This window comes from Chromobacterium sp. Beijing (genome assembly GCF_021496765.1).
Lineage (GTDB): Bacteria > Pseudomonadota > Gammaproteobacteria > Burkholderiales > Chromobacteriaceae > Chromobacterium.
This window is the reverse complement of record NZ_CP053750.1, coordinates 4,466,268-4,490,456: the sequence shown is the minus strand read 5'-3', so window position 1 is coordinate 4,490,456 and position 24,189 is coordinate 4,466,268. Positions and strand designations below refer to the sequence as shown.

The window sequence follows — 24,189 nt, the reverse complement described above, 5'->3', positions numbered from 1 at the left end:
CCAAGAGCGAGAAGAAAAGATGAAGAAACGAGTCGTTGCAAGCGCTGCCGCGCTTGCTCTGGCTGCGGCCGGCCTGGCCGGCTGGTATGGCTCCAGGACGAGCGCCGCCGCGTCCAAAACCGCGGCGCGCCCGCCGATTGCCGTTGGCATCGCCAAAGTGGCGGCGGAGGATCTGCCGATAGAACTGAGCGCCACCGGCAATGTCACCGCCATTGAAAAGGTGGAGGTCAAGCCGCAAGTGTCCGGCGTGGTGGCTAAGGTCCACGTCAAGGAAGGCCAGAGCGTAAGCCCGGGCCAATTGCTGTTCACGCTGGACGCGGCGGCGGAAACCGCGCAGCTGAAAAAGGCTCAGGCGCAGACGCTCAGCGATCAGGCCCAGCTGAAAAACGCCGAACGCGACCTGGCGCGCAGCCGCGACCTGCTGGCGAAAAACTTCGTCTCGCAAAGCGTGGTGGACGCCAACCAGTCCAAGGCCGACGCGCTCAGCGCCACCGTGGCCGCGGACCGCGCTCAAGTGGAGGCGGCCCGCGTGGCGCTGGACTACAAAACGCTGCGCGCCTCCATCGGCGGACGCATCGGCGTGATCGGCGTCTATCCGGGCACCCTGGTGCAGCCGGGCATGGCCGCGGCGATGCTGACCATCACCCGCATTCATCCGATCAACGCCACCTTCACCCTGCCCGAGCGCGAACTGGGCGCGGTGCGCGCCGCCGAGGCCGCCGGCAAGCTGCTGGTGCGCGCCACGCTGCCGGACAGCGGCGACAGCGTGGACGGCAAACTGGTCTTCATCGATAGCGCGGTGGACAGCGCCAACGGCACGCTGACGCTGAAAGCCGAGTTTTCCAATCCGGACGGCAAGCTGTGGCCGGGCCAATTCGTCACCGTCTCGCTTAACGCCGGCCGCTACCGGCAGGCCACCACCATTCCGGTGGCGGCGCTGCTGACCGGGCCGGAAGGCAAATTCAGCTACGCGGTGCAGGCCGACGGCAGCGTCAAGCGCGTGCCGGTGGAACTGCTGGCCATCCATAAGGAAAAAGCCGTCGTCAAAGGGCTGAGCGTAGGCGAGGCCGTGGTGTCCAACGGCGGCCTCAACCTGCGCCCAGGCGACAAGGTGCGCGCGGCCGCGGCCGGCGGAGGCCAGTGATGCAAATCTCCGAGCTCTGCATCCGCCGTCCGGTGATGACGGTGCTGCTGTGCCTATCCCTGGTGGTGGCCGGCCTGATCGCCTATCAGAAACTGCCCATCGCCGCGCTGCCCAGCTTCGACACCCCCACCATCAACGTTTCCGCCAGCCTGCCCGGCGCCAGCCCGGACAGCATGGCCTCCTCGGTGGCCGCGCCGCTGGAAAAGCAGTTTTCCACCATTCCCGGCATCGCGGTGATCAGTTCGTCCAGCACCCTGGGCAGCACCTCGATCACGCTGGAGTTCGACAACGACCGCAATATCGATCTGGCGGCGGTGGACGTGCAGGCGGCGCTGCTGCGCGCGCAGCGTTCTCTGCCGACGGAAATGACCTCGACGCCGTCCTACCGCAAGGTCAACCCGGCGGATTCGCCGGTGCTGCTGCTGGCGCTCAATTCGCCGGCGATGTCGCTGTCCGACCTCAACGACTACGCCGAAAACTGGATATCGCCCAATATCTCCACCCTCAAGGGCGTGGCCCAGGTCAACATCTTCGGCCAGAAGCGCTACGCGGTGCGGATCAAGGCCGATCCGGGCAAGCTGGCCTCGCGCAATCTGACGCTGGACGATGTGGCCGCCAGCATCCGCGCCGCCAACGTCAACACCCCGGTGGGCACGCTGGAGGGCAAATCGCAGCTGATGACGGTGGAAGCCAACCGCCAGCTGCAAAACGCCGCCCAGTTCGCCAACTTGGTGATCGCCAGCCGCAACGGCCTGCCGGTGAGGCTGTCCGACGTGGCCGCGGTGGAGGACAGCGTGGAAAACCTCAAAAGCGGCAGCTGGGTCAACGGCGAGCGCTCCATCGTGCTGGCGGTGATGCGGCAGAGCGACGCCAACACCGTGGCGGTGGTGGACGCCATCCGCAAGGAACTGCCGCAATTGCAGGCGCAGTTGCCCGGCTCGGTGCGGCTGAACCTGCTGAACGACCGCTCGCAGTCCATCCGCGAAGCCATCCACGACGTCAAGCTGACCCTGCTGCTCACCATCGCGCTGGTGATCATGGTGATCTTCATGTTCCTGCAGCGCATGGCGGCCACGGTGATCCCGGCGCTGTCGCTGCCGATCTCGCTGATCGGCACCATCGCCCTGATGTACTGGCTGGGCTACAGCCTGGACAATATCTCGCTGCTGGGCATCACGCTGGCGGTGGGCCTGGTGGTGGACGACGCCATCGTGATGCTGGAAAACATCGTCCGCTACATCGAGGAAGGACTGTCGCCAATGGAGGCGGCGCTGAGGGGCTCGCGCGAGATCGCCTTCACCATCGTGTCGATCTCCTTGTCGCTGGTGGCCATCTTCATTCCCATCTTCTTCATGCAGGGCGTGATCGGCCTGCTGTTCCATGAGTTCGCCGTGGTGGTGTCGCTGGCGGTGCTGGTGTCGGCGGCGGTGTCGCTGACCCTGATCCCGCTGCTGTCCTCGCGCTTTCTCAGCGCCGACTCGATCGGACACCAGGCCCGGCGCGGCCGGCTGGCCGCCGCGCTGGAAGGCGGCTTCGACGCGGTGCTGGCCGGCTATCGCCGCACGCTGGACCTGGCGCTCAAGCATCGCCGCCTGACCCTGGCCGGCGCGCTGTCCACCTTCGTCCTGACCGCGCTGATGTTCAACGGCATTCCCAAGGGCTTCTTCCCCACCGAGGACACCGGCCAGATCATGGCCAGCACCGAGGCGGCGCAGGACATCTCCTACGAGGCCATGCTCAAGCTGCAGCAACGCGCCGCGGCCATCACCCAGGCCAATCCCAACGTCGCCTTCGCCACCTCCTCGCTGTCCGGCGGCAACACCGGCCGCATGTTCATCCAGCTCAAACCGCGCGGCGAGCGCGCCAAGCTGGACCCGACCATGGAAAGCCTGCGTCGCGACCTGCGCGCAGTGCCGGGGCTCAGCGTCTATCTGAACCCGACGCAGAACCTGCGCCTGGGCGGGCGCCAGAGCAAGAGCCGCTACCAGTACACCTTGCAGGGCATACAGGCGGAAAGCCTGAACACCTGGTCCGACAAGCTCTTGCAGCAGATGCAGGCCGATCCCATCTTCCGCGACGTCACCAGCGATTCCCAGCTCAAGGGCCTGCAAGCCAAGCTGAACATAGACCGCGACAAGGCCAATCTGCTGGGCGTGGACATCCAGAGCATACGCAGCGCGCTGTACAGCGCCTTCGGCGAACGGCAGATTTCCACCATCTACACCGCCAGCGACAACTATCAGGTCATCCTGCAGGCGGACGACCCGTTCAAGGTCAACGAGTTCGACTTCTCGCGGCTGCGCGTGCGCGCCGCCGACGGCCAGCTGGTGCCGCTGTCCAGCATCGCCTCGGTGGAGCGCACCGTCGGCCCGATCTCGGTCAACCACCAGGGCCAGTTGCAGGCGGTGACGCTGTCCTTCAACCTGGCGCCCGGCATCCCGCTGAGCCAGGCCGATCAACACCTGCGCCAGCTCAAGGACCGCATCTCGCTGCCGCCCTCCATCGCCACCAGCTATAGCGGCGACGCCGCCGCCTTCGAGGAAACCCAGGGCAGCCAGATCCTGTTGCTGGGCATCGCGGTGGCGGTGATCTACGTGCTGCTGGGGGTGCTGTACGAAAGCTATATCCACCCGCTGACCATTCTGTCCGGCCTGCCCTCCGCCGCCATCGGCGCGCTGGGCACGCTGATGCTGTTCGGCCAGGAACTGACCGTGATCGCCAGCATCGGCATCCTGATGCTGATCGGCATCGTCAAGAAAAACGCCATCATGATGATCGATTTCGCGCTGGAGGCGCAGCGCAAACAGGGCATGTCGCCGGAGCAGGCCATCCACGCCGCCTGTCTGCTACGCTTCCGGCCCATCATGATGACCACGTTGGCGGCGCTGATGGGCGCTTTGCCCATCGCGCTGGGTCTGGGCGCCGGCGCCGAGCTGCGCCAGCCGCTGGGCCTGGCGGTGGTGGGCGGCCTAGTGTTCTCCCAGGTGGTCACGCTCTACATCACCCCGGTGCTCTATCTGTACTTCGACGCGCTGGCGCAACGCCACGCAGCCTGGCGGGAAAAACGGCGCGCGCTGCGCGCCTGACGCAACAAGGCCCGCGCCGGACTCCGGCGCGGGCCTTGCTCTAAAAGTCTCACGAGCAAAAACGAGACAAGGCGAATAAGCCGCGCCCTCCTTGCAATCCCCCTCTAGCCGGGCATAATGCAATCATTGCTATCAAGTACGGGGAGGCAGACCATGGCCAATCTGATCGTGCGCAATATCGACGATGAAGTCGCCGCGGAGCTCAAACGTCGCGCGGCGGCCCACGGCGTCAGCGCCGAAGCCGAGCATCGCCGCATTCTGCGCAGCGCCTTGCTCGCTCAACCCAAACGCCGCAGCTTTGCCGAAGTCCTGGCCAATATGCCCGACGTGGGCGAAGACGCCGACTTCGAACGCAGCCGGGAATAGGCCGTGTATCTGGTGGACACCAATATCGTCAGCGAAGCTCGCAAAGGCGGCAAAGCCAATGCAGGCGTGCTCGCCTTCTGGCGATCGGCGGACACGGACAGCCTCTATCTGTCCGCCATCAGCGTGGGGGACATTCGCCGCGGCATCGAGAATCTCAAGCACCGCGGCGACCTCAAGCAGGCCGGCCTGCTGGAACAATGGCTGGACACCATCACCCAGGAATTTTCCCAACGCATTCTGAACTTCGATGCCGATTGCGCCCAGGTATGGGGCAAGTTGATGTCCCCTCATCCCCAGAACGCCGTCGACAAGCAAATCGCCGCCATCGCGCTGATCCACGACCTGACGATCGTGACCCGCAATAGCGGCGATTTTGCCGGCACCGGCGTCAAACTATTGAACCCGTTCGCTCCGATCTAAAAAGCTCAGCCCTGACGCAAGCGCTTCAACGCCTCCTCGGCGTCGCGCGGCGCGCGCTTGTCCGGGCAGGCCAGATCGCGCAGCGAACGGCGCAGCTTGTCGTCGCGCTCTATCTTGCGCCATACCGCCTTGTTGGAACGGATCCAGTTTTTATCGATGCTGTTGCCGAAGGCGTAGGCGCGGTAGCTGCCCTCATTGCACAGCAGGCCCTCGAAACTCAGGTTCTCGCCGCCGGCCGGGCTTTTCACCCGCACGATCATCCGCACCACGCCGTCCTCGCCCGCGCTCAGGGTCTTGGCGTCGACGAAATACTGATTGACCTGCAGATTGTCGGTGCTGACCGCGATCCAGTCCGGCTGCGCCGGATACGGCGGCAACTGGTAATCGCCCTCCTGCCACGGCACCTCCGGCGCAAAATCTATATTCTTCTTGATCTTGTTGTCGGCCAGCGCCGGCTGCGCGGCGCAGAGGGCCAGCACGATGATGGCGGCAAAGGTCTTCAAATCACTACTCCTCGTCAACGCGCCGGGGCCGCGCTTGGCTGGCCCGGACGCAAGGTGAAACGGCGGCGGCCGGTTTCCCTGCCGGCCAGGCCCCAACTCAATTCCGAAAACTGCATATCGCCGCGCGCCGACACCGTCAGCAGCATGGACGCGCGGGTGCCGTAGTCGCGGCCCTTGATGAAGATGGGCGACAGCACCCGCTCCAGCGCGGAACCGATGCGGGTGTTCGGCAACTGTCCCGGCGGCGCCGGCGTGCCGTCGGACAGGGCGATGAAAGCCTGATCCTCGGTGGGCACGCGCTGAAACTCGCGCAAATACTCCGCCAGCCGCTCGCTCTTGAACCACGGCGTGTCCAGCGTGGCGTTGGACAAAGTGTGAATGCCCGGCGTCACCCGGGCGATCTGGCCGCCGCGGCTGTGGAAATGAAACAGGTCCGAGGTATAGCCGAACAAGAGGTTAAACGGCGCATAGCGGCCTTGCTCGGCGCGCAGCCAGTCCGCGAAGGCGAACGGGTCCTCGTCGCCGGCGACGAAGCGCTCCACCAGTTCGCCGCGCGAGCGCTCCGCCTTGACCGGATGGCCGTCGCGGATATTGGTCACCGCGGCGATGCGGCCGCGGCCGTCCACCATCAGCCAGCCGCCGCCGGATTCGGCGTCGCGGCCGCCCAGCGTATTCTGATATTGCGGCCACCAATCCAGCGGTTCGGTCGGACGCGCATAGTATTCGTCCCGGTTGGCCAGCAACACCAGCTGGCCCAGTCCGGGGGTCTTGTAGGCAAAAGCGATCACGCACATGATGAAGACCGATTTGAGGATGGCTTGGCGACTCGCGTAAACTTAGGGTTTAGGGAGCCGCCGCGGACAGTTCCGATCAGGCCTGTATTCCGCTCGATGTCCGCCTCGCGTCGGCGATGCGGCCTTGAACGGGTTCCAAGCGGCCGGGCTTCCCTCCATTGTAACTGATAAGGCTGAGGAAGCCGGACCATGAATTTCGACAAGACCATAGACCTCTCCGGCCTCAACTGCCCGCTGCCTATCCTGCGCGCCAAGAAGGCGCTGGCGGAAATGGACAGCGGCGCAATGCTGGAGGTGATCGCCACCGATCCCGGCGCGCCCAAGGACTTCGAAGCCTTCTGCCGTCAGACCGGCAATGCGCTGTTGACCTCGGACACCACGGCGGAAGGCAAATTCCGCATGGTGCTGAAACGGAAATAATTTCGATGGCTCGGAGCCTGTTTACCCGCTCGCCAGCAAAGGCGAGACCAGGCGAAAGCGGCTGAAGAAGCGGAATGCACATAGCGTACATGAGCATTCTGAAGAGACTTTCAACGCCGTATCGCCGACGCGCAGCCGCTTGTAAACAGGTTCTTTTTGGCCGCCGCCTTTTTCACCGCTACCCGCAGGCAAGACCATGACGCAAACCCTGACCCTGATCCGCCCCGATGACTGGCATCTGCACGTGCGCGACGGCGCGGCGCTGGCCGCCGTATTGCCCGACACCTGTCGCCAGATGGGCCGCGCCATCATCATGCCCAATCTCAAGCCGCCGGTGACCACCGTGGACGCCGCCGCCGCCTACCGAGAGCGCATCCTGGCCGCGCGCCCGGCCGGCAGCCGCTTCGAGCCGCTGATGACGCTCTACCTGACCGACAACACCTCGCCGGCGGAAATCCGCAAGGCCAAGGCCAGCGGTTTCGTCCACGCGGTCAAGCTCTACCCGGCCGGCGCCACCACCAATTCCGATTTCGGCGTGTCCGACGTCAACAAAGCCATGCCGGCGCTGGAGGCCATGGCCGAGGCCGGGCTGCCGCTGCTGGTGCACGGCGAAGTCACTGATCCGGCCATCGACGTGTTCGACCGCGAAGCGGTGTTCATCGAGCAAGTGTTCCAACCGCTGCTGGCCAAGCTGCCCGCGCTGCGCGTGGTGTTCGAGCACATCACCACCCGCGACGCCGCCGAATACGTGGCCGCCGCGCCGGACAACGTCGCCGCCACCATCACCGCCCACCACCTGCTGATGAACCGCAACGCGCTGTTCGTCGGCGGCATCCGCCCGCATCATTACTGCCTGCCCGTGCTCAAGCGCGAGCTGCACCGCCAGGCGCTGCTCAAGGCCGCCACCAGCGGCTCCGCCAAGTTCTTCCTCGGCACCGACAGCGCGCCGCACGCGCGCCACGCCAAGGAGAGCAGCTGCGGCTGCGCCGGCATGTACACCGCCAACGCCGCCATCGAGCTGTACGCGGAGGCCTTCGAGGCCGCCGGCGCGCTGGACCAGCTGGAAGCCTTCGCCAGCCTCAACGGCCCGGCCTTCTACCGCCTGCCGGTCAACGAGGAGCGCGTGACCCTGGCCAAGCAGGCGTGGACCGTGCCGGACACGCTGCCCTACGACGGCGACGCGCTGGTGCCGCTGCGCGCCGGCGAGAGCATTGCCTGGAAGCTGCTGGACTAAGAAGCTGTTTACGATCTGCTGCGCGTCAGCGATACGGCGTTGAAAACAGACTCTTAAAGAGCAATGGCGAACAACACCCGGCCCCAGCGCCGGTCTGTTGTCCGCCGCGCCGCCTCAATCGTCGCGGGTCAGCACTTCCAGCAGCTCGATCTCGAACAAGAGATTGGAATTGGGCTGGATGCGGGCGCCGATCTGGCGCTCGCCGTAGGCCAGATGCGCCGGCACGTACAGCCGGCGCTTGCCGCCCGCCTTCATGCCCATCAAGCCCTGATCCCAGCCCTTGATCACGCGGCCGGTGCCGATCACGCACTGGAACGGCCGTCCCTTCGCGTAGGACGAATCGAACTCGGTGCCGTCCTCCAGCCAGCCGGTGTACTGCGTGGTGATCAAGGCGCCCTTGACCACCTCCTTGCCCGTGCCCTCCACCAGATCGGTGATGTGCAGTTCATCGCTCATATGGCTTCCTCGTCTTCAATCTGCCGCGGATGATAGCGGACTCGTCCCGCCGCGGCGAGCCCGGCTCGCCGGCCGGCGCGGTAGTCGCGCGTAAAACTTTTTCTACAAATATATTAATCATTAAATGCAATTCAAATACTACAAGGACAAACTTTCCCATTTGACATACATCATGACAAATCAGTAGGATGCAAACACTTGAGAACGGCTGATCCCATACAAAATAGCCGTCGGAGAAATAGCAGGAGCCGTCAGGCCAACGCCCTGGAAAGTATTCCAAGCGTGGCAGGCAGGCCAGGAGAACCCCTATGTTGCTGGATTTGCCATGGCAGGACCTGAGCGCCATCTTTGCGGCGGTCACCATTGCGTACGTGATTTTCGGCGTGGCCGGTTTCGGCACCGCCCTGGTCGCCAGCCCGGTGCTGGCCATTTTCATCCCGGTGGCCAAGATCGTGCCGCTGCTGGCGCTGATGGATATGTTCGCCGCCTTCAGCAACATCCTGCGCGACGGCAGCAAGGCGGACCTGGGCGAACTGAAGCGGCTGATCCCGCTGATGGTGGCCGGCAGCCTGATCGGCGCCGCCATCCTGCTGAAAACCCGGCCTGACGCGCTGCTGCTGGCCTTGGGCGTGTTCGTGGTGGCCTACTCGCTGTATTCGCTCAGCGGCCTCAGCCCCAAGCGGCAATTCCAGCCCCGCGCGGCGGTGCCCTTCGGCCTGGTGGGCGGCGTGTTCAGCGCGCTGTTCGGCAGCGGCGGCTTCATCTACGCCATTTATCTGTCCGGCCGCATCGAGCAGAAAGAACATCTGCGCATCACCCAGACCACGCTGATCGGCCTGAGCACCCTGACCCGGGTGGTGCTATTCGCGCTGGCCGGCGTTTATATGGACGCCTCCCTGCTGCTGCTGGCGCTGATCCTGGCGCCGGCCATGTTGTGCGGGGTGTTCGCCGGCCGACACATCACCCTGCGGCTGACCCGCGAACAATTCATCCGGGTGATCAATACCGTCGTCCTGTTTTCCGGCATCGTCCTGCTGGGCCGTTACTTCAGCCACTGAGCGGCCCCACTACTCAATACCCGCCGTAGCCATCCGCCGGCCGCGACCACGCGCGGCCGCGCCCATGGCGTCGATTCTCTCATCCCTGACGGGAGGGCGTCGTGTCGCCCGCAGTCCGGGAATGTGTTTGCTGCTCTTAAATGACGATGAGGAGTGCCAAGTGAATCATGCTGCATTGAACGAAATGATGACGCCGGAGGAGTACCTGGCCAGTCTCAACGATGGCCGTGAAGTCTACATCTACGGCCAGAAGGTGGCGGACGTCAGCCGGCACCCGGCTTTCCGCAACAGCGCTTACTCGATGTCGCGGCTGTACGAGGCGCTGCACCATCCGGACAGCCAGGAGCTGATGACCGACATCGATCCGGAAGGCTATCGCACCCACCGCTATTTCATGCCCAGCCGCTCCTGTGAGGACTTGCTCAAGGCCCGCGACGCCATCGCCCACTGGTCGCGGCTGACTTACGGCTTCATGGGCCGCACCCCGGACTACAAGGCCGGCTTCACCGCCACGCTGAAATCCGACCCCCATCTGTACGCGCCCTTCCACGACAACGCGCTGAACTGGTATCGCCAGAGCGCGCGCAAAGTGCTGTTCCTCAACCACGTGCTGGTGAACCCGCCGGCGGGCCGCGCCCGCGCCGCCTCGGAGATGCGCGATCTTTACCTGCACGTGGAGAGGGAAACCGACGCCGGCATCATCGTGCGCGGCGCCAAGATGGTGGCCACCAGCGCGGCCATCTCCAACGCCACCTTCGTCGCCCAGAACAGCGCCGCCCAATACCAGGCCGGCGGCGAGGAGGACTTCGCGCTGTGCTTCATCCTGCCGATGAACGCGCCCAATCTCAAGATCATCTGCCGCCGCTCTTACGAGGCCGCGGCGCTCAGCCCCTTCGACAACCCGCTGTCCAGCCGCTTCGACGAAAACGACTCGGTGCTGATCTTCGACGGCGTGTTCGTGCCCTGGGAAAACGTGCTGATCTACCGCGACATCGAGCGCGCGCGCAGCTTCTATTCCGCCTCCGGCTTCCTCAACCGCTATCCGCTGCAATCCGGCACCCGGCTGGCGGTGAAGATGGATTTCATCTGCGGCCTGCTGGCCAAGGTGCTGGAATCCAACGGCAGCGACGGCTTCCGCGGCGTGCGCGCCCGGCTGGCCGACATCGTGGCGCTGCGCAATCTGATGTGGTCGCTGACCGAATCGCTGTGTCACAACCCGGAACCGCGCCGCGACGGCTCGGTGGTGCCGCGGCTGGAAGCCGCCGCCACGGTGCGCTATTTCGGCACCCAGATGATGTCCCAGCTCAAACCGGTGTTCAACACCATACTCGGCGGCTCGCCCATCATGCAGGTGTCCAGCTGGCTGGACCTGGCCAATCCGGAACTCAAGGACCTGATCGGCTGCTACTTCCAGGGCACCGATCAAGAGGCGGTGGACCGGCTCAAGCTGATCAAGCTGCTGTGGGACGCGCTGGGCAGCGAGTTCGGCGGACGCCACGAACTGTACGAGCACAACTACGCCGGCAACAACGAGCAGGTGCGGCTGGACATGCTGCGCCACTGCGAGAGCAGCGGCGTGCTGGAGCAATGCCGCGCGCTGGTGGACGACTGCATGGCCGACTACACGCCGGACGGCTGGGCGCGTCCGGGCTGGCAGTTCGACGGCGCTTGCCGCGACCGCGCGTGAACCGGACCGGAAAGGAGGCAAGCATGCTGTACGCAGGCAAATGGGACCGCGCCGGTCTGGACTACCAGGCCTTGAAAAACCAATGGCACGTGGTGGCGCGCGCCGACGAAGTCAGCGCAGAACGCCCCAAGGCGGTGCGGCTGCTGGGCGAGGAACTGGTGCTGTGGCGCGACGGCGCCGGCCAGATCCACGCCTGGAAAGATTATTGCGGCCACCGCGGCGCCAAGCTGTCGCTGGGCTGCGTCAAAAAGGGCGAGATCGAATGCCCGTACCACGGCTGGCGCTTTGACGCCGGAGGCCAGTGCACGCGGGTGCCCGCCCACCCGGACCAGGCCACGCCCTCGTCGGCGCGGCTGATCTTCCGCCACCACGCGGCCGAACGCTACGGCCTGATCTGGGCCAGCCTGGACGCGCCGCAGCGGCCGCTGCCGGTGTTCCCGGAATGGGAGGACGACAGCTTCCGCAAGGTCTTCGCCGGCCCCTATCGCTATATGGGCAACGCCTTGCGCTCGGTGGAAAACTTTCTCGACGCCTCGCACTTCCCCTTCGTCCACGCCAATCTCAACGGCGACCCGGATGCGCCGGAGCCCTTGCCGGACTACCAGGTGTTCAAGGACGAACACGGGCTGCGCACCTCGGAAATTTCGGTGTTCCAGCCCTATGGCGACCACCGCGGCATCCCGGTCACCGCACGCTACACCTACTCGGTGTTCAACCCCACCACCGCCTACTTCGTCAAGAAGACCGGCGACACCGAGCGCTTCTGCACCTTCCTCAACGCCACCCCGGTGGACGAGGCCGAGTGCGTGATCTGGCTGATCGTCGCCATCAACTTCGGCGCCGACTTGAGCGAGGAAAAAATCCTCTATCGCCAGGACATGGTGTTCGAGCAGGACCGGCTGATCGTGGAATCGCAGCGCCCGGCGCGGCTGCCGCTGGACCTCCAGCAGGAAATGCATGTGCGCAGCGACCGCTTGGGCATCGAATACCGGCGCTGGATCAAGGAACTGGGTCAGCGCGCCGACGCGCAGGACCACGCCGAGCCGCGCGCCGCGGCCTTGCTGAACTGACAGGGAGCAAACGATGGACGCCTTTGAACCCCGCCGCCTGCAACTGGCCGAGCGCGAATCCAACGCCCGCACCTACGCGCGCGGCATAGACCGCGTGATCAGCCGCGGCGAACTGGCCCGAGTCTACGACAGCGAGGGCCGCGAATACCTGGACTGCCTGGCCTGCGCCGGCGCGCTGCCGCTGGGCCACAACCACCCTTTCGTCCAACAGCGGGTGGCCGATTTTCTGCAGTCCGGCCAGCTGCAGCAGGCGCTGGACATCGCCACCCCGGCCAAGCTCGCCTTCGTGGAACAGCTGTACCAGGCCCTGCCGGCCGCCTTCGCCGAACACGCCAAGGTGCAGTTCTGCGGCCCGTCCGGCTCCGACGCGGTGGAAGCCGCGCTCAAATTGTTCAAGACCGCCACCGGCCGCCGTCCGGTGCTGGCCTTCCAGGGCGCCTACCACGGCATGACCATGGGCGCGCTGGGCATGATGGGCAATCTGGGGCCGAAACAGGCGGTCAGCGGCTACCCGGCGGAAATCCAGTTCCTGCCGTTTCCCTACGCCTACCGCAGCCCCTTCGGCGCCGACGCCGCCGACACCGAACGTCTGTCGCTGGCCTATCTGGAAAACCTGCTGTCCGACCCGGAAAGCGGCGTAGGCAAGCCGGCCATGCTGCTGGTGGAACCCATCCAGGGCGAAGGCGGCTGCATTCCGGCCAGCGCGGAATGGCTGCGCGGCCTGCGCGAGATCACCGCGCGCCACGATGTGCCGCTGGTGATGGACGAGGTGCAGACCGGCTTCGGCCGCAGCGGCGACATGTTCGCCCATGAGTGGGCCGGCATCGTGCCGGACGCCGTCATCCTGTCCAAGGCGGTGGGCGGCGGCTACCCGCTGGCCCTGGTGGCCTACCACCGGAAATACGACCGCTGGGCGCCCGGCGCTCACGCCGGCACCTTCCGCGGCAACCAGATCGCCCTGGTCAGCGGCGCGGCCACGCTGGAATACCTGCGCCGGCCCGGCGTGCTGGAGCAGGTGCGGGAAGTGGGCCAGCTGCTGCGTCGGCGCTTGCAGGCGCTGCAAACGCGCTTCTCCTGCATCGGCGAGGTGCGCGGCCGCGGCCTGATGCTGGGCGTGGAACTGATAGACCCCAACGGCGCGCCGGACGCGCTGGGCCACCCGCCGGCCAACGGCCTGCTGGCCAAGGCGCTGAAACGCGCCTGTCTGGAACACGGCCTGATCCTGGAGAGCGGCGGCCGCCACGGCGCGGTGATGCGGCTGCTGCCGCCGCTGATCATCAGCGCCGACGACGCGGAGGACATCGTCCGCCGTTTTGAAACCGCGCTGGCCAGCCTGTGGCCCGCCGCCCCGGCCGCCGCGCACGCCCCGGCCGCAATGGCATTCTGAACCCTGGAGCGACAGCATGACGCACACCGTACACGACATCATCGGCATCGGCTTCGGCCCCGCCAATATCGCGCTGGCCATCGCGCTGGAAGAACTGGCGCCGCAGCTGTCCGTGCGCTTCCTCGAGCGGCGGCCCTCCGCCGCCTGGCAGCCCGGCATGCTGCTGGAAGGCTCGGACATCCAGAACCACCCGCTGCGCGACCTGGTCACCCCGCGCAACCCGCGCAGCCGCTACACCTTCACCAACTTCCTGCACGAGCACAACCGGCTCTACGAGCACCTGAACCTGCCGCTGCACTACCCGCTGCGGCTGGAGTACGCGCAATACGTCAGCTGGGCCGCCGGCTGCTTCCAGCACCTGGTGGAATACCAGCGCGAAGTCATCGACATCCTGCCGGTCAGCGACAGCGACGGCGCGCTCAGCCATTACCGCGTGCTCTGCGCCGACGGCCGCGAATACCTGGCGCTCAGCGTGGTGCTGGCGCCGGGCCGCACCCCCAACATCCCGGAACCGTTCCAGCGCGCGCCGGACCCGCGCGTGGTCCACCTCAACCACTACCTGCCGGCGCTGGAACGGCTCAAGGCCAAGGGCGGCGGCCGGGTGGCGGTGATAGGCGGCAGCCAGAGCGCGGTGGAAATCCTGCTGCACGCCAGCGCCGAGCCGGCGCTGACGCGGGTAGTCGGCGTCACCCGCAACTTCGGCTACCGTCAGAAAGACACCAGCCCCTTCTCCGACGAGGTGTATTTCCCCGCCTTCGTCGACGCCTTCTTCGCCGCCAGCCCGGAACACAAGACCCGGCTGCGCCAGGAACTGGTGTTCACCAATTATTCGGCCGCCGACATCGACGTGCTCAACCAGCTCTACGTCAAGCAATACGCCAACCGGCTGCAAGACAAGGACAGCCTGGCCCTGCTCACCTGCATGGACACCGAGGCCTGCGAACCCGGCGCCGACGGCGTCACCCTGCGGCTGCGCCACTTCCTGGGCGGAGAAATCGTCAGCGAAACCGTGGACCTGGTGATCTTGGCCACCGGCTTCCTGGACCTGGGGCGCGGCCCCAAGCGCGAACCCTGGCCGCGCGTATTGGAAACGCTGGCGCCGCAGCTGTGCGCCGAGCGCGACACCGTGGACATCGCGCTGGACTACCGCGTGCGCCTGCAGGGCGAGGCCGACCGCGGCGCGCCGCTCTACCTGAACGGCCTGTGCGAATCCTCCCACGGCATGGGCGACGCCGGCTCCTTCAGCCTGCTGGCGCTGCGCTCGCAGGCCATCGTGCAATCGCTGACGGCGCGGCTGGAACAAGGATCGCGGCATGACGGCGCCCGCGCTTGAGGCCTTGCTGAGCGCCGCCAGCGGCTGGCAGGCGCGCGCGCCGCGGCTGCTGGCGGCCAAGGCCGACGCGCTGCCGGTCAGTTGCGAACTGGCGGTGATAGGCGCCGGCCTCACCGGGCTGTCGGCGGCGCTGGCCGCCGCCGAGGCCGGCTGCTCGGTGGTGGTGCTGGAGGCCGACGCCGTCGGCGGCGGCGCCACCGGCCGCAACTCCGGCTTCGTGGTGCCGGTGCCCGCGCGCTGCGGCCCGCCGGAACTGCGCGCCTGGCTGGGGCCGCAGGCCGACGGCTATCTGGCCGGCCTGAGCGAGGCCGCGGCCGAACTGCTGGCGCTGCCCGAAGCCAGCCCGGTGCGCAAAGGCTGGATGCAATTGTTCGCTGCCCCCGGCTCCGCGCCGGCCGCCGCCCTGGCCTGGCGCAGGCTAGGCGTGCGCGCCCGCGCGCTGGACGCCGAGCAGGCGCAAGCCCTGACCGCCGCCGCCGGCTACCACGGCGGCCTGCTGTTCGAAGACGGCGGCCAGATCGACCCGCTGGCGCTGGCGCGCGGCCTGGCCGAACGCTGCCGCCGGCGCGGCGTGGTGCTGCTGGAGCGCTGCCCGGCCAAGCTGGTGGAAGCCCGCCCGCGCGACGGCATGCACGTGATCCGCACCCCGCGCGGCAGCCTGCGCGCCGGCCGCGTACTGATGGCGGGCAACGCCTACAGCCGCGACGGCGTCGCCGAAGTCGCCCGCCACAGCGTGCCGCTGACGCTGGCGCTCGGACAGTTCGAACTGAGCCCGGAACAACAGGCGCGGGTGCTGCCCGCCGACATCCCCTTCTCCGACAACCGCCGCGACATGTGGTTTTTCCGCAAAATGCCGGAAGGCCAATTGCTGACCGGCCTGTTCGCGCTGCGCGCCGACGCCGAAGCGGAGCAATACGCCGCCGCCTTGCGCCGGCGCGTCCGCGCCGTCTTCGGGCTGGAGCTCGACGCCGCGCCGCGGCTATGGGCCGGTCAGGTCGGCCTCACCCCGTCCGGCCTGCCCAGCCTGCGCCGCGTCGGCGACGGCGTCCTGGCCTGGACCGGCTGCAACGGCCGCGGCCTGGCGCTGTCCTTCATGCTGGGCCGAACCCTGGCGCGCCAGCTGATAGGCGCCGGCCCGGCCCTCTTGCCCTTCAACTCGCGACCGCTGCGCGGCCGCGCGCTGCTAAAGTGGATGGCCGAAACAGCCATCGCCCACGACCGCCGCCGGCGCGCCCGGCTCGCGCAGACCGAAGCGCCTACGCAAAAGGACACCCTCCAGTGAGTTCATGCGCCTTCCATTACCAGAAATACTGCTGTAGCCGCCCCGAGCTGATAGACCGGATGATCGCCCGCTACCCGCTGGCGCTGATCAGCAGCGAACACCAGGGCCGGCTGCACGCCAGCCACATCCCGCTGTTCCGCGTCGCGGACCGCAGCCTGTTCGGCCACGTCGACCGCCGCAACCCCCAATTCCAGGGCCGCGGCCGCTTTCCCGCGCATCTGGTGTTCATGGGCCCGCAAAGCTATATCCCGCCGGAAGCCTACCGCAGCCGGCTGCTGCCCACCTGGAACTACGTCGCCGTGCATATGGACGTCGAAATCGAAGTGCTGGACGACCTGGAATCCGCCCGCCGCGCGCTGAGCGACACCTGCGAGCGGCTGCAGCCGCCGCAAGCGCCGTTCCAGTACGAGGCGGCCGATCCCCGGGTGATCGCCAACGCGCCGCACATCCTCGGCCTGCGCGTCCATGTGCTGCGCGAGGAAGGCCGCTTCAAACTGTCGCAGGATAAAAAACCGGAAGACCAGCAAGCGGCGCTGGACCATCTGCTGCGCCGCGACGAAGCCGGCGAGCGCGCGCTGCTGGACGCCTTGCTGCGCTTCGCCGAAACCGCGGAGCCGGCGCATGGCTGAACCCTCCGCCCTGAGCCGGCGCTTCATCGATCAGGGCGTCGTGCTGGACCCCGGCCAGCGCCGCGCCGCCGACGCGCTGGACGCGCTGCGCCTCCAGGCGCGGCCCGGCCCTGCCTGGCCGCTGCGCCGGCCGTCGCCGCAAACCGGCGCCTATCTGTGGGGCGAGCCCGGCCGCGGCAAGACCATGCTGATGGACGGCCTGTTCGCCTTGTCCGCCGAGCCGGCGCAGCGCATCCATTACCACCAGTTCCTGCGTGATCTGCACCGCGGCCTGGGCCAGGCCGGCGGCGAACAAGCCAACTACCTGCCGGCGCTGGCGCGGCGCGTCGCCGCGCAAAGCCGTTTGTTCTGCCTGGACGAATTCCATCTGCACGACATCGCCGACGCCATCCTGATGGAGCGTTTTCTGACCGTGCTGCTGGAAGAGCGGGTGCGGGTGATCCTGACCTCCAACTACGCGCCGGAACAACTGCTGCCGGACCCGCAGCTGCACCGTTACGCGCTGCGGGTGATCGCGCTGATCCAGCGCCATATGCAAGTGCTGCACCTGGACGGCGAGCGCGACTACCGCTACCGCGAAGCCGCCGCCGGCGAACACTATCTGCACCCCTGCGGCGCGGACACGGAACAACACCTGCGCCGGCTGCTGCAAGAACAGGGCCGGACCGTCGGCCCCGCCGCCGCCGTCTCCCTGTCCGGCCGGCCGCTGCCCGCGCGGGCGCATAGCCCGGACTGCGTCTGGTTCGATTTCGAAACCCTCTGCCTGGGCCCGCGCTCGCATCTGGATTACCTGGAAATGTCGGAACGCTGGCACACCGTGGTCGTCTCCGACATCGTCCAGGCGCAGTTGAACAAGGCGGACGGCCTGCGCCGCTTCATCTGGCTGGTGGACGTGCTCTACGACCGCCGCCAGCGCCTGCTGCTGATCTCGGAACGCCCGATCGAAACCATGTTGCGCGAAATCACGCTGTCGGCGGACACCCACCGCACGCTGAGCCGGCTCGCCGAAATGCAATCCGCCTCCTTCGCCGCCGCCACCGCCATCGAAATGAGCCCCCTATGCCAATAGTCAGAATCGAAGACGCCGCCGCGCGCACGCCGGCCCAGCGCCAAGCCATCGTCCACTGCGTCTACGACGCGCTGCGCGCCGTGTTCGGCGTCAGCGACGAAGAGCTGCAAGCGCGCTACCAGCGCTACGCGCCGGAAGACCTGCTGCCGCCGGGCGGCGATCCGGACTACCTGCACATCGAAATCACCGTCTTCGCCGGCCGCAAGCCGGAAACCAAGAAAAAGCTCTACGCCAGGCTGGCCGCGGATCTGGCCGCGCTGCTGAACATCGCGCCCGCCTCGGTGCTGATCCTGCTGCGCGAAGAAGCCGCCGACAACTGGGGCATGCGCGGCGGCCAGGCCGCCAGCGAAATCGATTTCGGCTACGCCATCGCCGTCTGACGATGGGCCAAGACCAGCAGGCCCTGCGCCAAACCCTGGGCAGCTTCGCCACCGGCGTCGCCGTCGCCTCCGTCCTGGACCCCGAGCGCGGCCCGCTGGGGCTGACCATCAACGCCTTCAGCGCGCTATCCCTGGAGCCGCCGCTGATCCTGTGGTGCCTGCGCCGGCAATCGCGCGCCGCCGCCAGCTTTCTCTCCGCCGATCGCTTCGGCATCCAGGTGCTGAGCCGGCAACAACTGGACCTGTGCCGGCTGTTCGCCGGCCCCGATCTCGACGAGCGCAAGCGCGCCCAGTTCACGCTGCGGCGCCACGGCGCGCCGCTGATCGACGGCGCCGCCGCCTGGCTGGCCTGCCGCCGCAAAAGCCATTATGAAGAAGGCGACCACCTGATCTTCATCGGCGAGGTGCTGGAAACCCATCACGACCCCGCGCGCCAGCCGCTGGTCTACTGGCGCGGCCGCTACCATCAAACCCATCCCCTAGCTCCTCTGGAACCGCAAACATGACGCAAAACAGCAAACACGTCCTGCGCAGCCTGATAGCAAGCCGCTCCGGCCTGCTGGTGCCCGGCGCCTACAACGCCCTCAGCGCGCGCCTCGTCGAAGACCTCGGCTTCGGCGCCCTCTATCTGACCGGCGCCGGACTGACCAATATGCAGCTGGGTCTGCCCGACCTGGGCTTCGTCGGCCTGAAGGAAGTGGCGGACCAGACCGCCGCCATCCGCGACGCGGTGTCCATCCCCATCATCGTCGACGCCGACACCGGCTTCGGCAACGCGCTCAACGTGCGCCGCACCGTGCGCGTGCTGGAACGCGCCGGCGCCGACGCCATCCAGCTGGAAGACCAGGTCCTGCCCAAGAAATGCGGCCATTTCGCCGGCCAGAGCCTGATCAGCGCCGCCGAAATGTGCGGCAAGCTTCAGGCGGCGGCGGACGCGCGCCAGGATGAGAACCTGCTGATCATCGCCCGCACCGACGCCTGCGCGGTGGACGGCATAGACGCCGCCATCGAACGCGCCGGCCGCTACGCCGAGGCCGGCGCCGACGTGCTGTTCATCGAAGCGGTGCGCGAGCTGGACGACATCCGCCGGCTGCCGGCGCTGTTCGACCGCCCCTTGCTGATGAATATCGTCATCGGCGGCAAGACCCCGGCGCTCAGCGCCGCCGATCTGAAAGAATTGGGCTACGGTCTGGTGCTGTACGCCAACGCCGCGCTGCAAGGCGCGGTGCTCGGCATGCAGCGGGCGCTGGGCGCGCTGTCCCGCGACGGCATTCTGCAAGAAGACCCGCAACTGGTGGCCCCGTTCGCCGAACGTCAGCGCCTGGTCAACAAGCCGCTCTACGACGAACTGGACGCGCGCTACGGCGCGGCCGGGCGGGAGTGAGCGCGGCCGGGCCGCGACGAAGGGCGGGCGCCCAGCCCGCCCGTCTATTGGATTTCGTCCTTGATGAAATACAGCTCGTGGTCCGACTTCAGACCCAGCTTCTTGATCGCGGCCTGTTTCTGGCCGCTGATGGTCTTGATGCTCTTGGAGAACTTGTCCGCGATTTCGCTGACCGTCATGCCTTCCAGAAAACAGCGCAGCACCTCCAGCTCCCGCGGCGACAAGGCGGACAGGCGGACCACCCGGTCCATCGCGTCCGGCGCATGCGTGGAACTGTCGGCGGGCACGCTGTCCGCCTGCTGGGCCTGCGCCAATTCCAGCGCCATTTCCGCGGTCAGATACACGCGCCCTGACGCCGCCACCCGGACCGCCCGCACCAGTTCGTCCAGGTCCTGCTGTTTGCCGACGAAGCCGCGCGCGCCGGCCCTCAAAGCCAGAGACACCGTGGCCGTGTTGTAATAAGAGGACATGATCAGGATCACCACCTCGGGAAAACGCGCGCGGATGGCGCGGATCAGGTTCAAACCGTCCATGTCCTGAGGCTGCAGCGCGTAATCCAGCACCAGCACGTCCGGCCGCTCATGATTCAAGGCCGCCAGAAAAGAGCGGCTGTCGCCGAAGCTGCCCGCCAAGACGATATCGCCCTCCTGCGACAATCTAAAGCCCAAGCCCTGTCTGACCACCTCGTGGTCGTCCAATAACATCACTTTGATTTTTCTTTTCTTCATTCCTCCTCCATGGCGATAAAAATCACTTCAGCATCAATTCAAACTCCCGCTCTTTGAAAAGCACGTCCCAATATAGCATGCGCCGTCAGCGCGACGCAGCCGGCCCCTCTCTCTTTCAAAATCCGCCGCAATATTTCAAGCGCCAACTTTGACCCATGATAAAACAAGGCAAAACAATAAGACGCCGAACACCAATATCATGCAATAAAATCAAGCAAAATAAATATTTCTCAAAAGATCAAAATACAAAAACATACTCTGCGCGCGCAAACGCGCTTGCGCGCCGGATTGATAAAAAATGCTAAATGCCCGGACAAATCGGCGTCAACAAGACCATTCTCAAAGCCGGGCATTCGCTAAGCGCTTATTTCCCAGGTAAAATAAGCCGCATGCAATTAACCGCCTTCCAGAACGCCGCATCGCCAAAACGGCCGGACCGACTATAATGCCCAAGAAAACACAGCAAAGACGGCGGCCGCATGGCAAACAATACAGCTAAGCAATCTATTCTCCCCTTTGCCGCCCCGCCCCTGCGCCCGCTCCTTAATACCGCGTTTCACGCCCTGCTCTGGTCCGCGCTGTTTATTATCTGGCTGGGCGCGTCCAGCGCGGCCAGCCAGGCGGAGCCGCCGTCCTATACCGCGGAAGAAATCGCCTGGATCAAACAGCACCCCACCATCTACTATTCCATCGATCCCTACTGGCCGCTGGAATATATTGAAAACGGCAGCCACAAGGGGCTGAGCTGCGCCTACCTGAAAGCCATTGCCCAAAAGAGCGGCCTGCGGTTTCAATTAGTCGCCGCGGCGAACACCCAGGACATGATAGGCAAGTTGAAAAGCGGGCAGATCTATCTGGCCACCATGGGCGCGACGCAGCTGATTCCCAAGGAATATGGCATACCGCTGCTGAATAGCCAGCCCTACGCCTCCACCGCCACCATCATCATCACCAAGGCCGGCGCCGAAGGCTTGTTCAACCCATCCCAACTGGAACGCAAGGCCGTCGCGGTCAAGGGCGGGGCGGTTATGAGCAGTATCTGCGCGCGCACTACCCTTATCTGCAACTGGTGCTGATCAACGACCCGGTGGCGGCCTTGAAGGCCGTCGCCGACGGCAAGGTGTTCGCCGCCATCGGCGCGGAAATCGTGTTCCGCCCGGTGTTGCAGGGACGCTTCCCCAAAACCCTGCAAATCTCCGGCACCATGCCGGAAATGTTCACCGGCCTGAACATCAAGGTGGCGCAGCAATATCCGGAGCTGCGCTCCATCATCGACAAGTCCCTGCTCCAGCTCAGCCCGTCCGAGACCGACGAGATTTTTGACGATTGGGTCGCCGACATCGACTTCGGCAAACCGTCCATGCATCAGATCAGCCGCTACTACCTGCCGGAAATCCTGCTGGTGATCTGCGTGCTGTCGGTGATGGTCTTCCTGTTCACGCAGGCCCGCTGGGCCAAACGCCGGGCGGTGGCCAGCGAGGAGGCGAAGTCGAAATTCATCGCCATGATGAGCCACGAAATCAGAACGCCGATGAATGCGATACTCGCCGCCATCGAACTCCTGCAGCAAACCCGGCAAAGCAAGCAGCAGCAGGAACTCGCCGCGCTGGCCGGCTCCTCCGCCCTCAATCTGCTGGAGCTGCTGGACGATGTGCTGGACACCGCCAAGCTGGAAGCGCGGCATCTGGCGCTGGAAACACTTCCCACCGATCTGCTGGAACTGGCCAGAGGGATCAGCGACAGCCAGCGCCTGAGCGCCAGCCGCAAAGGACTGGAACTGACCCTGGCCGCGGACGGGCTGGAAAACCGCCTGTTGATCCTGGACCCGTTGCGCATGCGTCAGATCATGACCAATCTGCTGTCCAACGCCATCAAATTCACCGATCGCGGCGAGGTGGCGCTCTTGATGCAGTTCAATCTGCAAAGCGCCAAATCCGGGAAGCTTCTGGTCACGGTGCGCGACACCGGCGTCGGCATCGCCAAGGCCCAACAGGAAAAACTCTTCCGCGCCTACAGCCAGGCGGAACGCTCCACCAGCCGCCGCTACGGCGGCAGCGGCCTGGGCCTGAGCATCTGCAAGCAATTGATCGAGCTGATGGGCGGCAGCATTCTGCTGGAGAGCGCCGAGGGCAAGGGCACCGCCGTCAGCTTTGTCCTGCATGTCGATGTCGCCGAGCCCTCCGCCGCCGACGCGCAGGCCCCCGCCTCCGGACCCGCGCCCGACGCCCTGCCGCCGCAACGCCTGCTGGTGGTGGAAGACATGGAGGTGAACCAGCAGGCCATCCGCCGGCAGCTCGCGCAGCTGGGCTGCGACGCCGTCATCGCGGAAGACGGCCAGACCGCCTTGCGGCTGCTGCGGCAAGGCGAAGCCTTCGCGATGATCCTGATGGACTGCAATCTGCCCGGCATCGACGGCTACGAAACCGCCAGGCGCATCCGCCAGTTGGAGGCGGAACGGAATCTGACCTTCACCCCCGTCATCGCCATCTCCGCGATCACCGATCTGGCGCACAAGAACCGCTGCATCGCCAGCGGCATGGACGGCATGCTGTCCAAGCCGCTCAGCCTGCGGGATATCGAGGACATATTGCGTTTGTGGTTGACGACGGAAGGCGCCGCGCCGCCGCCGCTCGCCCTGCCCGCCTCGGCGCTGGACCTGGCCCGGCTGTACAGCCGCAGCGCGCGGCAGGACCTGCTCCAGTTCCGGCAAGCCGCCGCCGACCAGCTGCCGGACATCATGCTCCACCATGTTCACCGGCTCAAAGGCGGCGCGCTGACGATGGGCGCGGAGCCCCTGGCGCGGCTGGCCGCCCGGATGGAGCACGCGCTGCGGACGGAAGGCGAGCGCCCGGAGGAGGAAGCGCTGCTGGCCTGGCATCGGGAGTTCGAGCAGGCCTTGGCGCAATGGCGGCGGCAAGAAGCGCCCGAGGACGACGCCTAAAGCCGTTCAGCGCCTCGCAAGCAAGGACGAGACAAGGCCTTGCGGCGGAAGAAGCGGAATGGCCGGACGGCGCATGGGCGTTTCGAAGCGGTTTTCAACGCCGTATCGCCGACGCGCGGCAAATCGTAAACAGGCTCTTAGCCCTGCTCGCCCGCGCACTGATCCACCACCACCCGGATCTCGTCACCCAGGCCCACCCGCACCAGCGAGCGCCCCGTCAGCGGCGCCAATCGCGCCGCGCTGCCGGGCGCCTGCATCTTGGTGCTGCCGGTTTTGCCGCCGCAGGCCTCGTCCTGCAGCAGCCAGAAGGCCGCGTTGCCGGTATTGCGCAAAACACCGTGATCCAGATGGAAGTCCAGATAGGCCGCGCGCGGCCGGACAATCAACACGCTGCCCAGCGCCAGCGGATAATCCGCCCAAGCCCCGGCCCGGCGCGCGCCCTGCCCGCCGGCCGCCGCCTCCTCCACCACTTGCAAACGATAGTAGCGCTCCCGCCCCTCCATCGCCGCGCCGCGGTAATGCAGCTTGATCGCACCGCTGGCGCCGGCCTTCAAGCTCAAACGCGTCGGCGCCGCGTCCACCGTGGCCGGTTCGGCGTCCTCGCCCGCGCCGGCCTCCAGGCCGGCCAAGGGCCGCAGAACGATGCGGTAGCTGTGCGGCTGCCGGGAATCGTTTTTCAACTCCACCCGCATCTCGTTCCGGTCGGCGTCCAACTCGATCACCGGGGCCATCTGCAAGGACCAGGCCGACATCGCCGGCAAGGCGCACAGCAGCGCCGGCAAGGCCTTTCGCATATTCATGAACATCTTCGTTTCCTT

At 66.2% G+C, this 24,189-nt stretch carries 24 protein-coding genes; 19 read left to right on the top strand and 5 right to left on the bottom strand.

Translation table 11 applies throughout. The annotated features are described in order from the left end of the window. The first annotated feature begins 19 nt into the window (after window positions 1-19). The 4 genes from HQN78_RS20955 (at window position 20) to HQN78_RS20940 (ending at window position 5,016) form a co-directional block, all read left to right on the top strand. Window positions 20-1,144: an efflux RND transporter periplasmic adaptor subunit gene (locus HQN78_RS20955; RefSeq protein WP_235085978.1), complete on the top strand. Its 1,125-nt coding sequence runs from the start codon at window positions 20-22 to the stop codon at window positions 1,142-1,144. Then, window positions 1,144-4,230: an efflux RND transporter permease subunit gene (locus HQN78_RS20950; protein ID WP_235085976.1), complete on the top strand. Its 3,087-nt coding sequence runs from the start codon at window positions 1,144-1,146 to the stop codon at window positions 4,228-4,230. Before HQN78_RS20955 ends, HQN78_RS20950 begins: the two co-directional genes overlap by 1 nt. A 153-nt stretch (window positions 4,231-4,383) precedes the next feature. Then, on the top strand, window positions 4,384-4,596 hold the full coding sequence (locus HQN78_RS20945; RefSeq protein ID WP_019103136.1) for a hypothetical protein: 213 nt from the start codon (window positions 4,384-4,386) through the stop codon (window positions 4,594-4,596). A 3-nt stretch (window positions 4,597-4,599) separates the two neighbouring features. Further along, window positions 4,600-5,016 (top strand): type II toxin-antitoxin system VapC family toxin, encoded by a 417-nt coding sequence (locus tag HQN78_RS20940; protein ID WP_235085974.1) that lies wholly within the window; start codon window positions 4,600-4,602, stop codon window positions 5,014-5,016. A 5-nt stretch (window positions 5,017-5,021) separates the two neighbouring features. Here the strand turns inward: HQN78_RS20940 and HQN78_RS20935 are convergent, their stop codons facing one another. Further along, window positions 5,022-5,519: a CNP1-like family protein gene (locus tag HQN78_RS20935; protein WP_158274364.1), complete on the bottom strand. Its 498-nt coding sequence runs from the start codon at window positions 5,517-5,519 to the stop codon at window positions 5,022-5,024. Window positions 5,520-5,533: 14 nt separating this feature from the next. Beyond that, complete coding sequence (locus HQN78_RS20930; protein WP_107800874.1) at window positions 5,534-6,313, bottom strand: NRDE family protein; 780 nt, start codon at window positions 6,311-6,313, stop codon at window positions 5,534-5,536. Between the two features lie 189 nt (window positions 6,314-6,502). Between HQN78_RS20930 and HQN78_RS20925 the strand changes: the two genes are divergently transcribed. Next, window positions 6,503-6,733: a sulfurtransferase TusA family protein gene (locus HQN78_RS20925; protein WP_235085971.1), complete on the top strand. Its 231-nt coding sequence runs from the start codon at window positions 6,503-6,505 to the stop codon at window positions 6,731-6,733. 196 nt (window positions 6,734-6,929) lie between these two features. Further along, complete coding sequence (pyrC, locus tag HQN78_RS20920) at window positions 6,930-7,967, top strand: dihydroorotase (RefSeq protein WP_227105456.1); 1,038 nt, start codon at window positions 6,930-6,932, stop codon at window positions 7,965-7,967. A 114-nt stretch (window positions 7,968-8,081) separates the two neighbouring features. Here pyrC and HQN78_RS20915 read toward each other — a convergent pair whose 3' ends face one another. Continuing rightward, entirely contained in the window at window positions 8,082-8,423 is a 342-nt protein-coding gene (locus HQN78_RS20915) for an FKBP-type peptidyl-prolyl cis-trans isomerase (protein WP_107800876.1), read from the bottom strand. 308 nt (window positions 8,424-8,731) lie between these two features. On the opposite strand from HQN78_RS20915, the gene HQN78_RS20910 reads away from it, so the two are divergent. From HQN78_RS20910 to HQN78_RS20860, 11 genes are all read left to right on the top strand, one after another. Then, a complete protein-coding gene (locus HQN78_RS20910; RefSeq protein WP_048413068.1) occupies window positions 8,732-9,481 on the top strand; it encodes a sulfite exporter TauE/SafE family protein in 750 nt (249 codons plus the stop codon). A 160-nt stretch (window positions 9,482-9,641) separates the two neighbouring features. Beyond that, window positions 9,642-11,168 (top strand): 4-hydroxyphenylacetate 3-hydroxylase family protein, encoded by a 1,527-nt coding sequence (locus HQN78_RS20905; RefSeq protein ID WP_199225936.1) that lies wholly within the window; start codon window positions 9,642-9,644, stop codon window positions 11,166-11,168. Window positions 11,169-11,191: 23 nt separating this feature from the next. Further along, window positions 11,192-12,238, top strand: a complete 1,047-nt coding sequence (locus HQN78_RS20900) for an aromatic ring-hydroxylating dioxygenase subunit alpha (protein WP_235085969.1) — start codon at window positions 11,192-11,194, stop codon at window positions 12,236-12,238. A gap of 13 nt (window positions 12,239-12,251) precedes the next feature. Further along, window positions 12,252-13,625 (top strand): diaminobutyrate--2-oxoglutarate transaminase family protein, encoded by a 1,374-nt coding sequence (locus HQN78_RS20895; RefSeq protein ID WP_107800880.1) that lies wholly within the window; start codon window positions 12,252-12,254, stop codon window positions 13,623-13,625. A 16-nt stretch (window positions 13,626-13,641) separates the two neighbouring features. Beyond that, the gene (locus HQN78_RS20890) at window positions 13,642-14,958 is read left to right on the top strand and encodes a lysine N(6)-hydroxylase/L-ornithine N(5)-oxygenase family protein (protein WP_107800881.1); all 1,317 of its coding nucleotides are present in this window, start codon (window positions 13,642-13,644) and stop codon (window positions 14,956-14,958) included. Next, window positions 14,939-16,240 carry an FAD-binding oxidoreductase gene (locus HQN78_RS20885; RefSeq protein ID WP_235085967.1) on the top strand — a complete coding sequence of 434 codons (1,302 nt, stop codon included), beginning with the start codon at window positions 14,939-14,941 and terminating at the stop codon, window positions 16,238-16,240. Before HQN78_RS20890 ends, HQN78_RS20885 begins: the two co-directional genes overlap by 20 nt. Then, a complete protein-coding gene (locus tag HQN78_RS20880; RefSeq protein ID WP_235085964.1) occupies window positions 16,237-16,869 on the top strand; it encodes an FMN-binding negative transcriptional regulator in 633 nt (210 codons plus the stop codon). The genes HQN78_RS20885 and HQN78_RS20880 overlap by 4 nt, the downstream gene beginning before the upstream one ends. Next, window positions 16,862-17,938, top strand: coding sequence for a cell division protein ZapE (gene zapE, locus HQN78_RS20875; protein ID WP_235085962.1), 1,077 nt, complete (start codon window positions 16,862-16,864; stop codon window positions 17,936-17,938). The genes HQN78_RS20880 and zapE overlap by 8 nt, the downstream gene beginning before the upstream one ends. Further along, window positions 17,929-18,318: a tautomerase family protein gene (locus HQN78_RS20870; protein WP_107800885.1), complete on the top strand. Its 390-nt coding sequence runs from the start codon at window positions 17,929-17,931 to the stop codon at window positions 18,316-18,318. The genes zapE and HQN78_RS20870 overlap by 10 nt, the downstream gene beginning before the upstream one ends. A 2-nt stretch (window positions 18,319-18,320) precedes the next feature. Then, window positions 18,321-18,824 (top strand): flavin reductase family protein, encoded by a 504-nt coding sequence (locus HQN78_RS20865; RefSeq protein ID WP_107800886.1) that lies wholly within the window; start codon window positions 18,321-18,323, stop codon window positions 18,822-18,824. Beyond that, on the top strand, window positions 18,821-19,702 hold the full coding sequence (locus HQN78_RS20860) for an oxaloacetate decarboxylase (protein WP_235085959.1): 882 nt from the start codon (window positions 18,821-18,823) through the stop codon (window positions 19,700-19,702). The genes HQN78_RS20865 and HQN78_RS20860 overlap by 4 nt, the downstream gene beginning before the upstream one ends. A 44-nt stretch (window positions 19,703-19,746) precedes the next feature. Here the strand turns inward: HQN78_RS20860 and HQN78_RS20855 are convergent, their stop codons facing one another. After that, window positions 19,747-20,430, bottom strand: coding sequence for a response regulator transcription factor (locus HQN78_RS20855; RefSeq protein WP_107800888.1), 684 nt, complete (start codon window positions 20,428-20,430; stop codon window positions 19,747-19,749). 479 nt (window positions 20,431-20,909) lie between these two features. Between HQN78_RS20855 and HQN78_RS20850 the strand changes: the two genes are divergently transcribed. After that, on the top strand, window positions 20,910-21,506 hold the full coding sequence (locus tag HQN78_RS20850) for a transporter substrate-binding domain-containing protein (protein WP_235085957.1): 597 nt from the start codon (window positions 20,910-20,912) through the stop codon (window positions 21,504-21,506). Beyond that, on the top strand, window positions 21,500-23,371 hold the full coding sequence (locus tag HQN78_RS20845; protein WP_235085954.1) for an ATP-binding protein: 1,872 nt from the start codon (window positions 21,500-21,502) through the stop codon (window positions 23,369-23,371). The genes HQN78_RS20850 and HQN78_RS20845 overlap by 7 nt, the downstream gene beginning before the upstream one ends. Before the next feature lie 137 nt (window positions 23,372-23,508). Here the strand turns inward: HQN78_RS20845 and HQN78_RS20840 are convergent, their stop codons facing one another. Beyond that, the gene (locus HQN78_RS20840) at window positions 23,509-24,171 is read right to left on the bottom strand and encodes a hypothetical protein (RefSeq protein WP_235085952.1); all 663 of its coding nucleotides are present in this window, start codon (window positions 24,169-24,171) and stop codon (window positions 23,509-23,511) included. Window positions 24,172-24,189 lie beyond the last annotated feature (18 nt).

Bases quoted from the DNA above. Each gene is read 5' to 3' on its own strand.
- HQN78_RS20895 (WP_107800880.1), top strand. From the start codon at position 12,252: ATGGACGCCTTTGAACCCCGCCGCCTGCAACTGGCCGAGCGCGAATCC.
- HQN78_RS20850 (WP_235085957.1), top strand. From the start codon at position 20,910: ATGGCAAACAATACAGCTAAGCAATCTATTCTCCCCTTTGCCGCCCCG.
- HQN78_RS20890 (WP_107800881.1), top strand. From the start codon at position 13,642: ATGACGCACACCGTACACGACATCATCGGCATCGGCTTCGGCCCCGCC.
- HQN78_RS20900 (WP_235085969.1), top strand. From the start codon at position 11,192: ATGCTGTACGCAGGCAAATGGGACCGCGCCGGTCTGGACTACCAGGCC.
- zapE (WP_235085962.1), top strand. From the start codon at position 16,862: ATGGCTGAACCCTCCGCCCTGAGCCGGCGCTTCATCGATCAGGGCGTC.
- HQN78_RS20840 (WP_235085952.1), bottom strand. From the start codon at position 24,171: ATGAATATGCGAAAGGCCTTGCCGGCGCTGCTGTGCGCCTTGCCGGCG.
- HQN78_RS20950 (WP_235085976.1), top strand. From the start codon at position 1,144: ATGCAAATCTCCGAGCTCTGCATCCGCCGTCCGGTGATGACGGTGCTG.
- HQN78_RS20910 (WP_048413068.1), top strand. From the start codon at position 8,732: ATGTTGCTGGATTTGCCATGGCAGGACCTGAGCGCCATCTTTGCGGCG.
- HQN78_RS20865 (WP_107800886.1), top strand. From the start codon at position 18,321: ATGGGCCAAGACCAGCAGGCCCTGCGCCAAACCCTGGGCAGCTTCGCC.
- HQN78_RS20930 (WP_107800874.1), bottom strand. From the start codon at position 6,313: ATGTGCGTGATCGCTTTTGCCTACAAGACCCCCGGACTGGGCCAGCTG.
- HQN78_RS20945 (WP_019103136.1), top strand. From the start codon at position 4,384: ATGGCCAATCTGATCGTGCGCAATATCGACGATGAAGTCGCCGCGGAG.
- HQN78_RS20860 (WP_235085959.1), top strand. From the start codon at position 18,821: ATGACGCAAAACAGCAAACACGTCCTGCGCAGCCTGATAGCAAGCCGC.
- HQN78_RS20870 (WP_107800885.1), top strand. From the start codon at position 17,929: ATGCCAATAGTCAGAATCGAAGACGCCGCCGCGCGCACGCCGGCCCAG.
- HQN78_RS20885 (WP_235085967.1), top strand. From the start codon at position 14,939: ATGACGGCGCCCGCGCTTGAGGCCTTGCTGAGCGCCGCCAGCGGCTGG.
- HQN78_RS20955 (WP_235085978.1), top strand. From the start codon at position 20: ATGAAGAAACGAGTCGTTGCAAGCGCTGCCGCGCTTGCTCTGGCTGCG.
- HQN78_RS20915 (WP_107800876.1), bottom strand. From the start codon at position 8,423: ATGAGCGATGAACTGCACATCACCGATCTGGTGGAGGGCACGGGCAAG.
- pyrC (WP_227105456.1), top strand. From the start codon at position 6,930: ATGACGCAAACCCTGACCCTGATCCGCCCCGATGACTGGCATCTGCAC.
- HQN78_RS20855 (WP_107800888.1), bottom strand. From the start codon at position 20,430: ATGAAGAAAAGAAAAATCAAAGTGATGTTATTGGACGACCACGAGGTG.
- HQN78_RS20925 (WP_235085971.1), top strand. From the start codon at position 6,503: ATGAATTTCGACAAGACCATAGACCTCTCCGGCCTCAACTGCCCGCTG.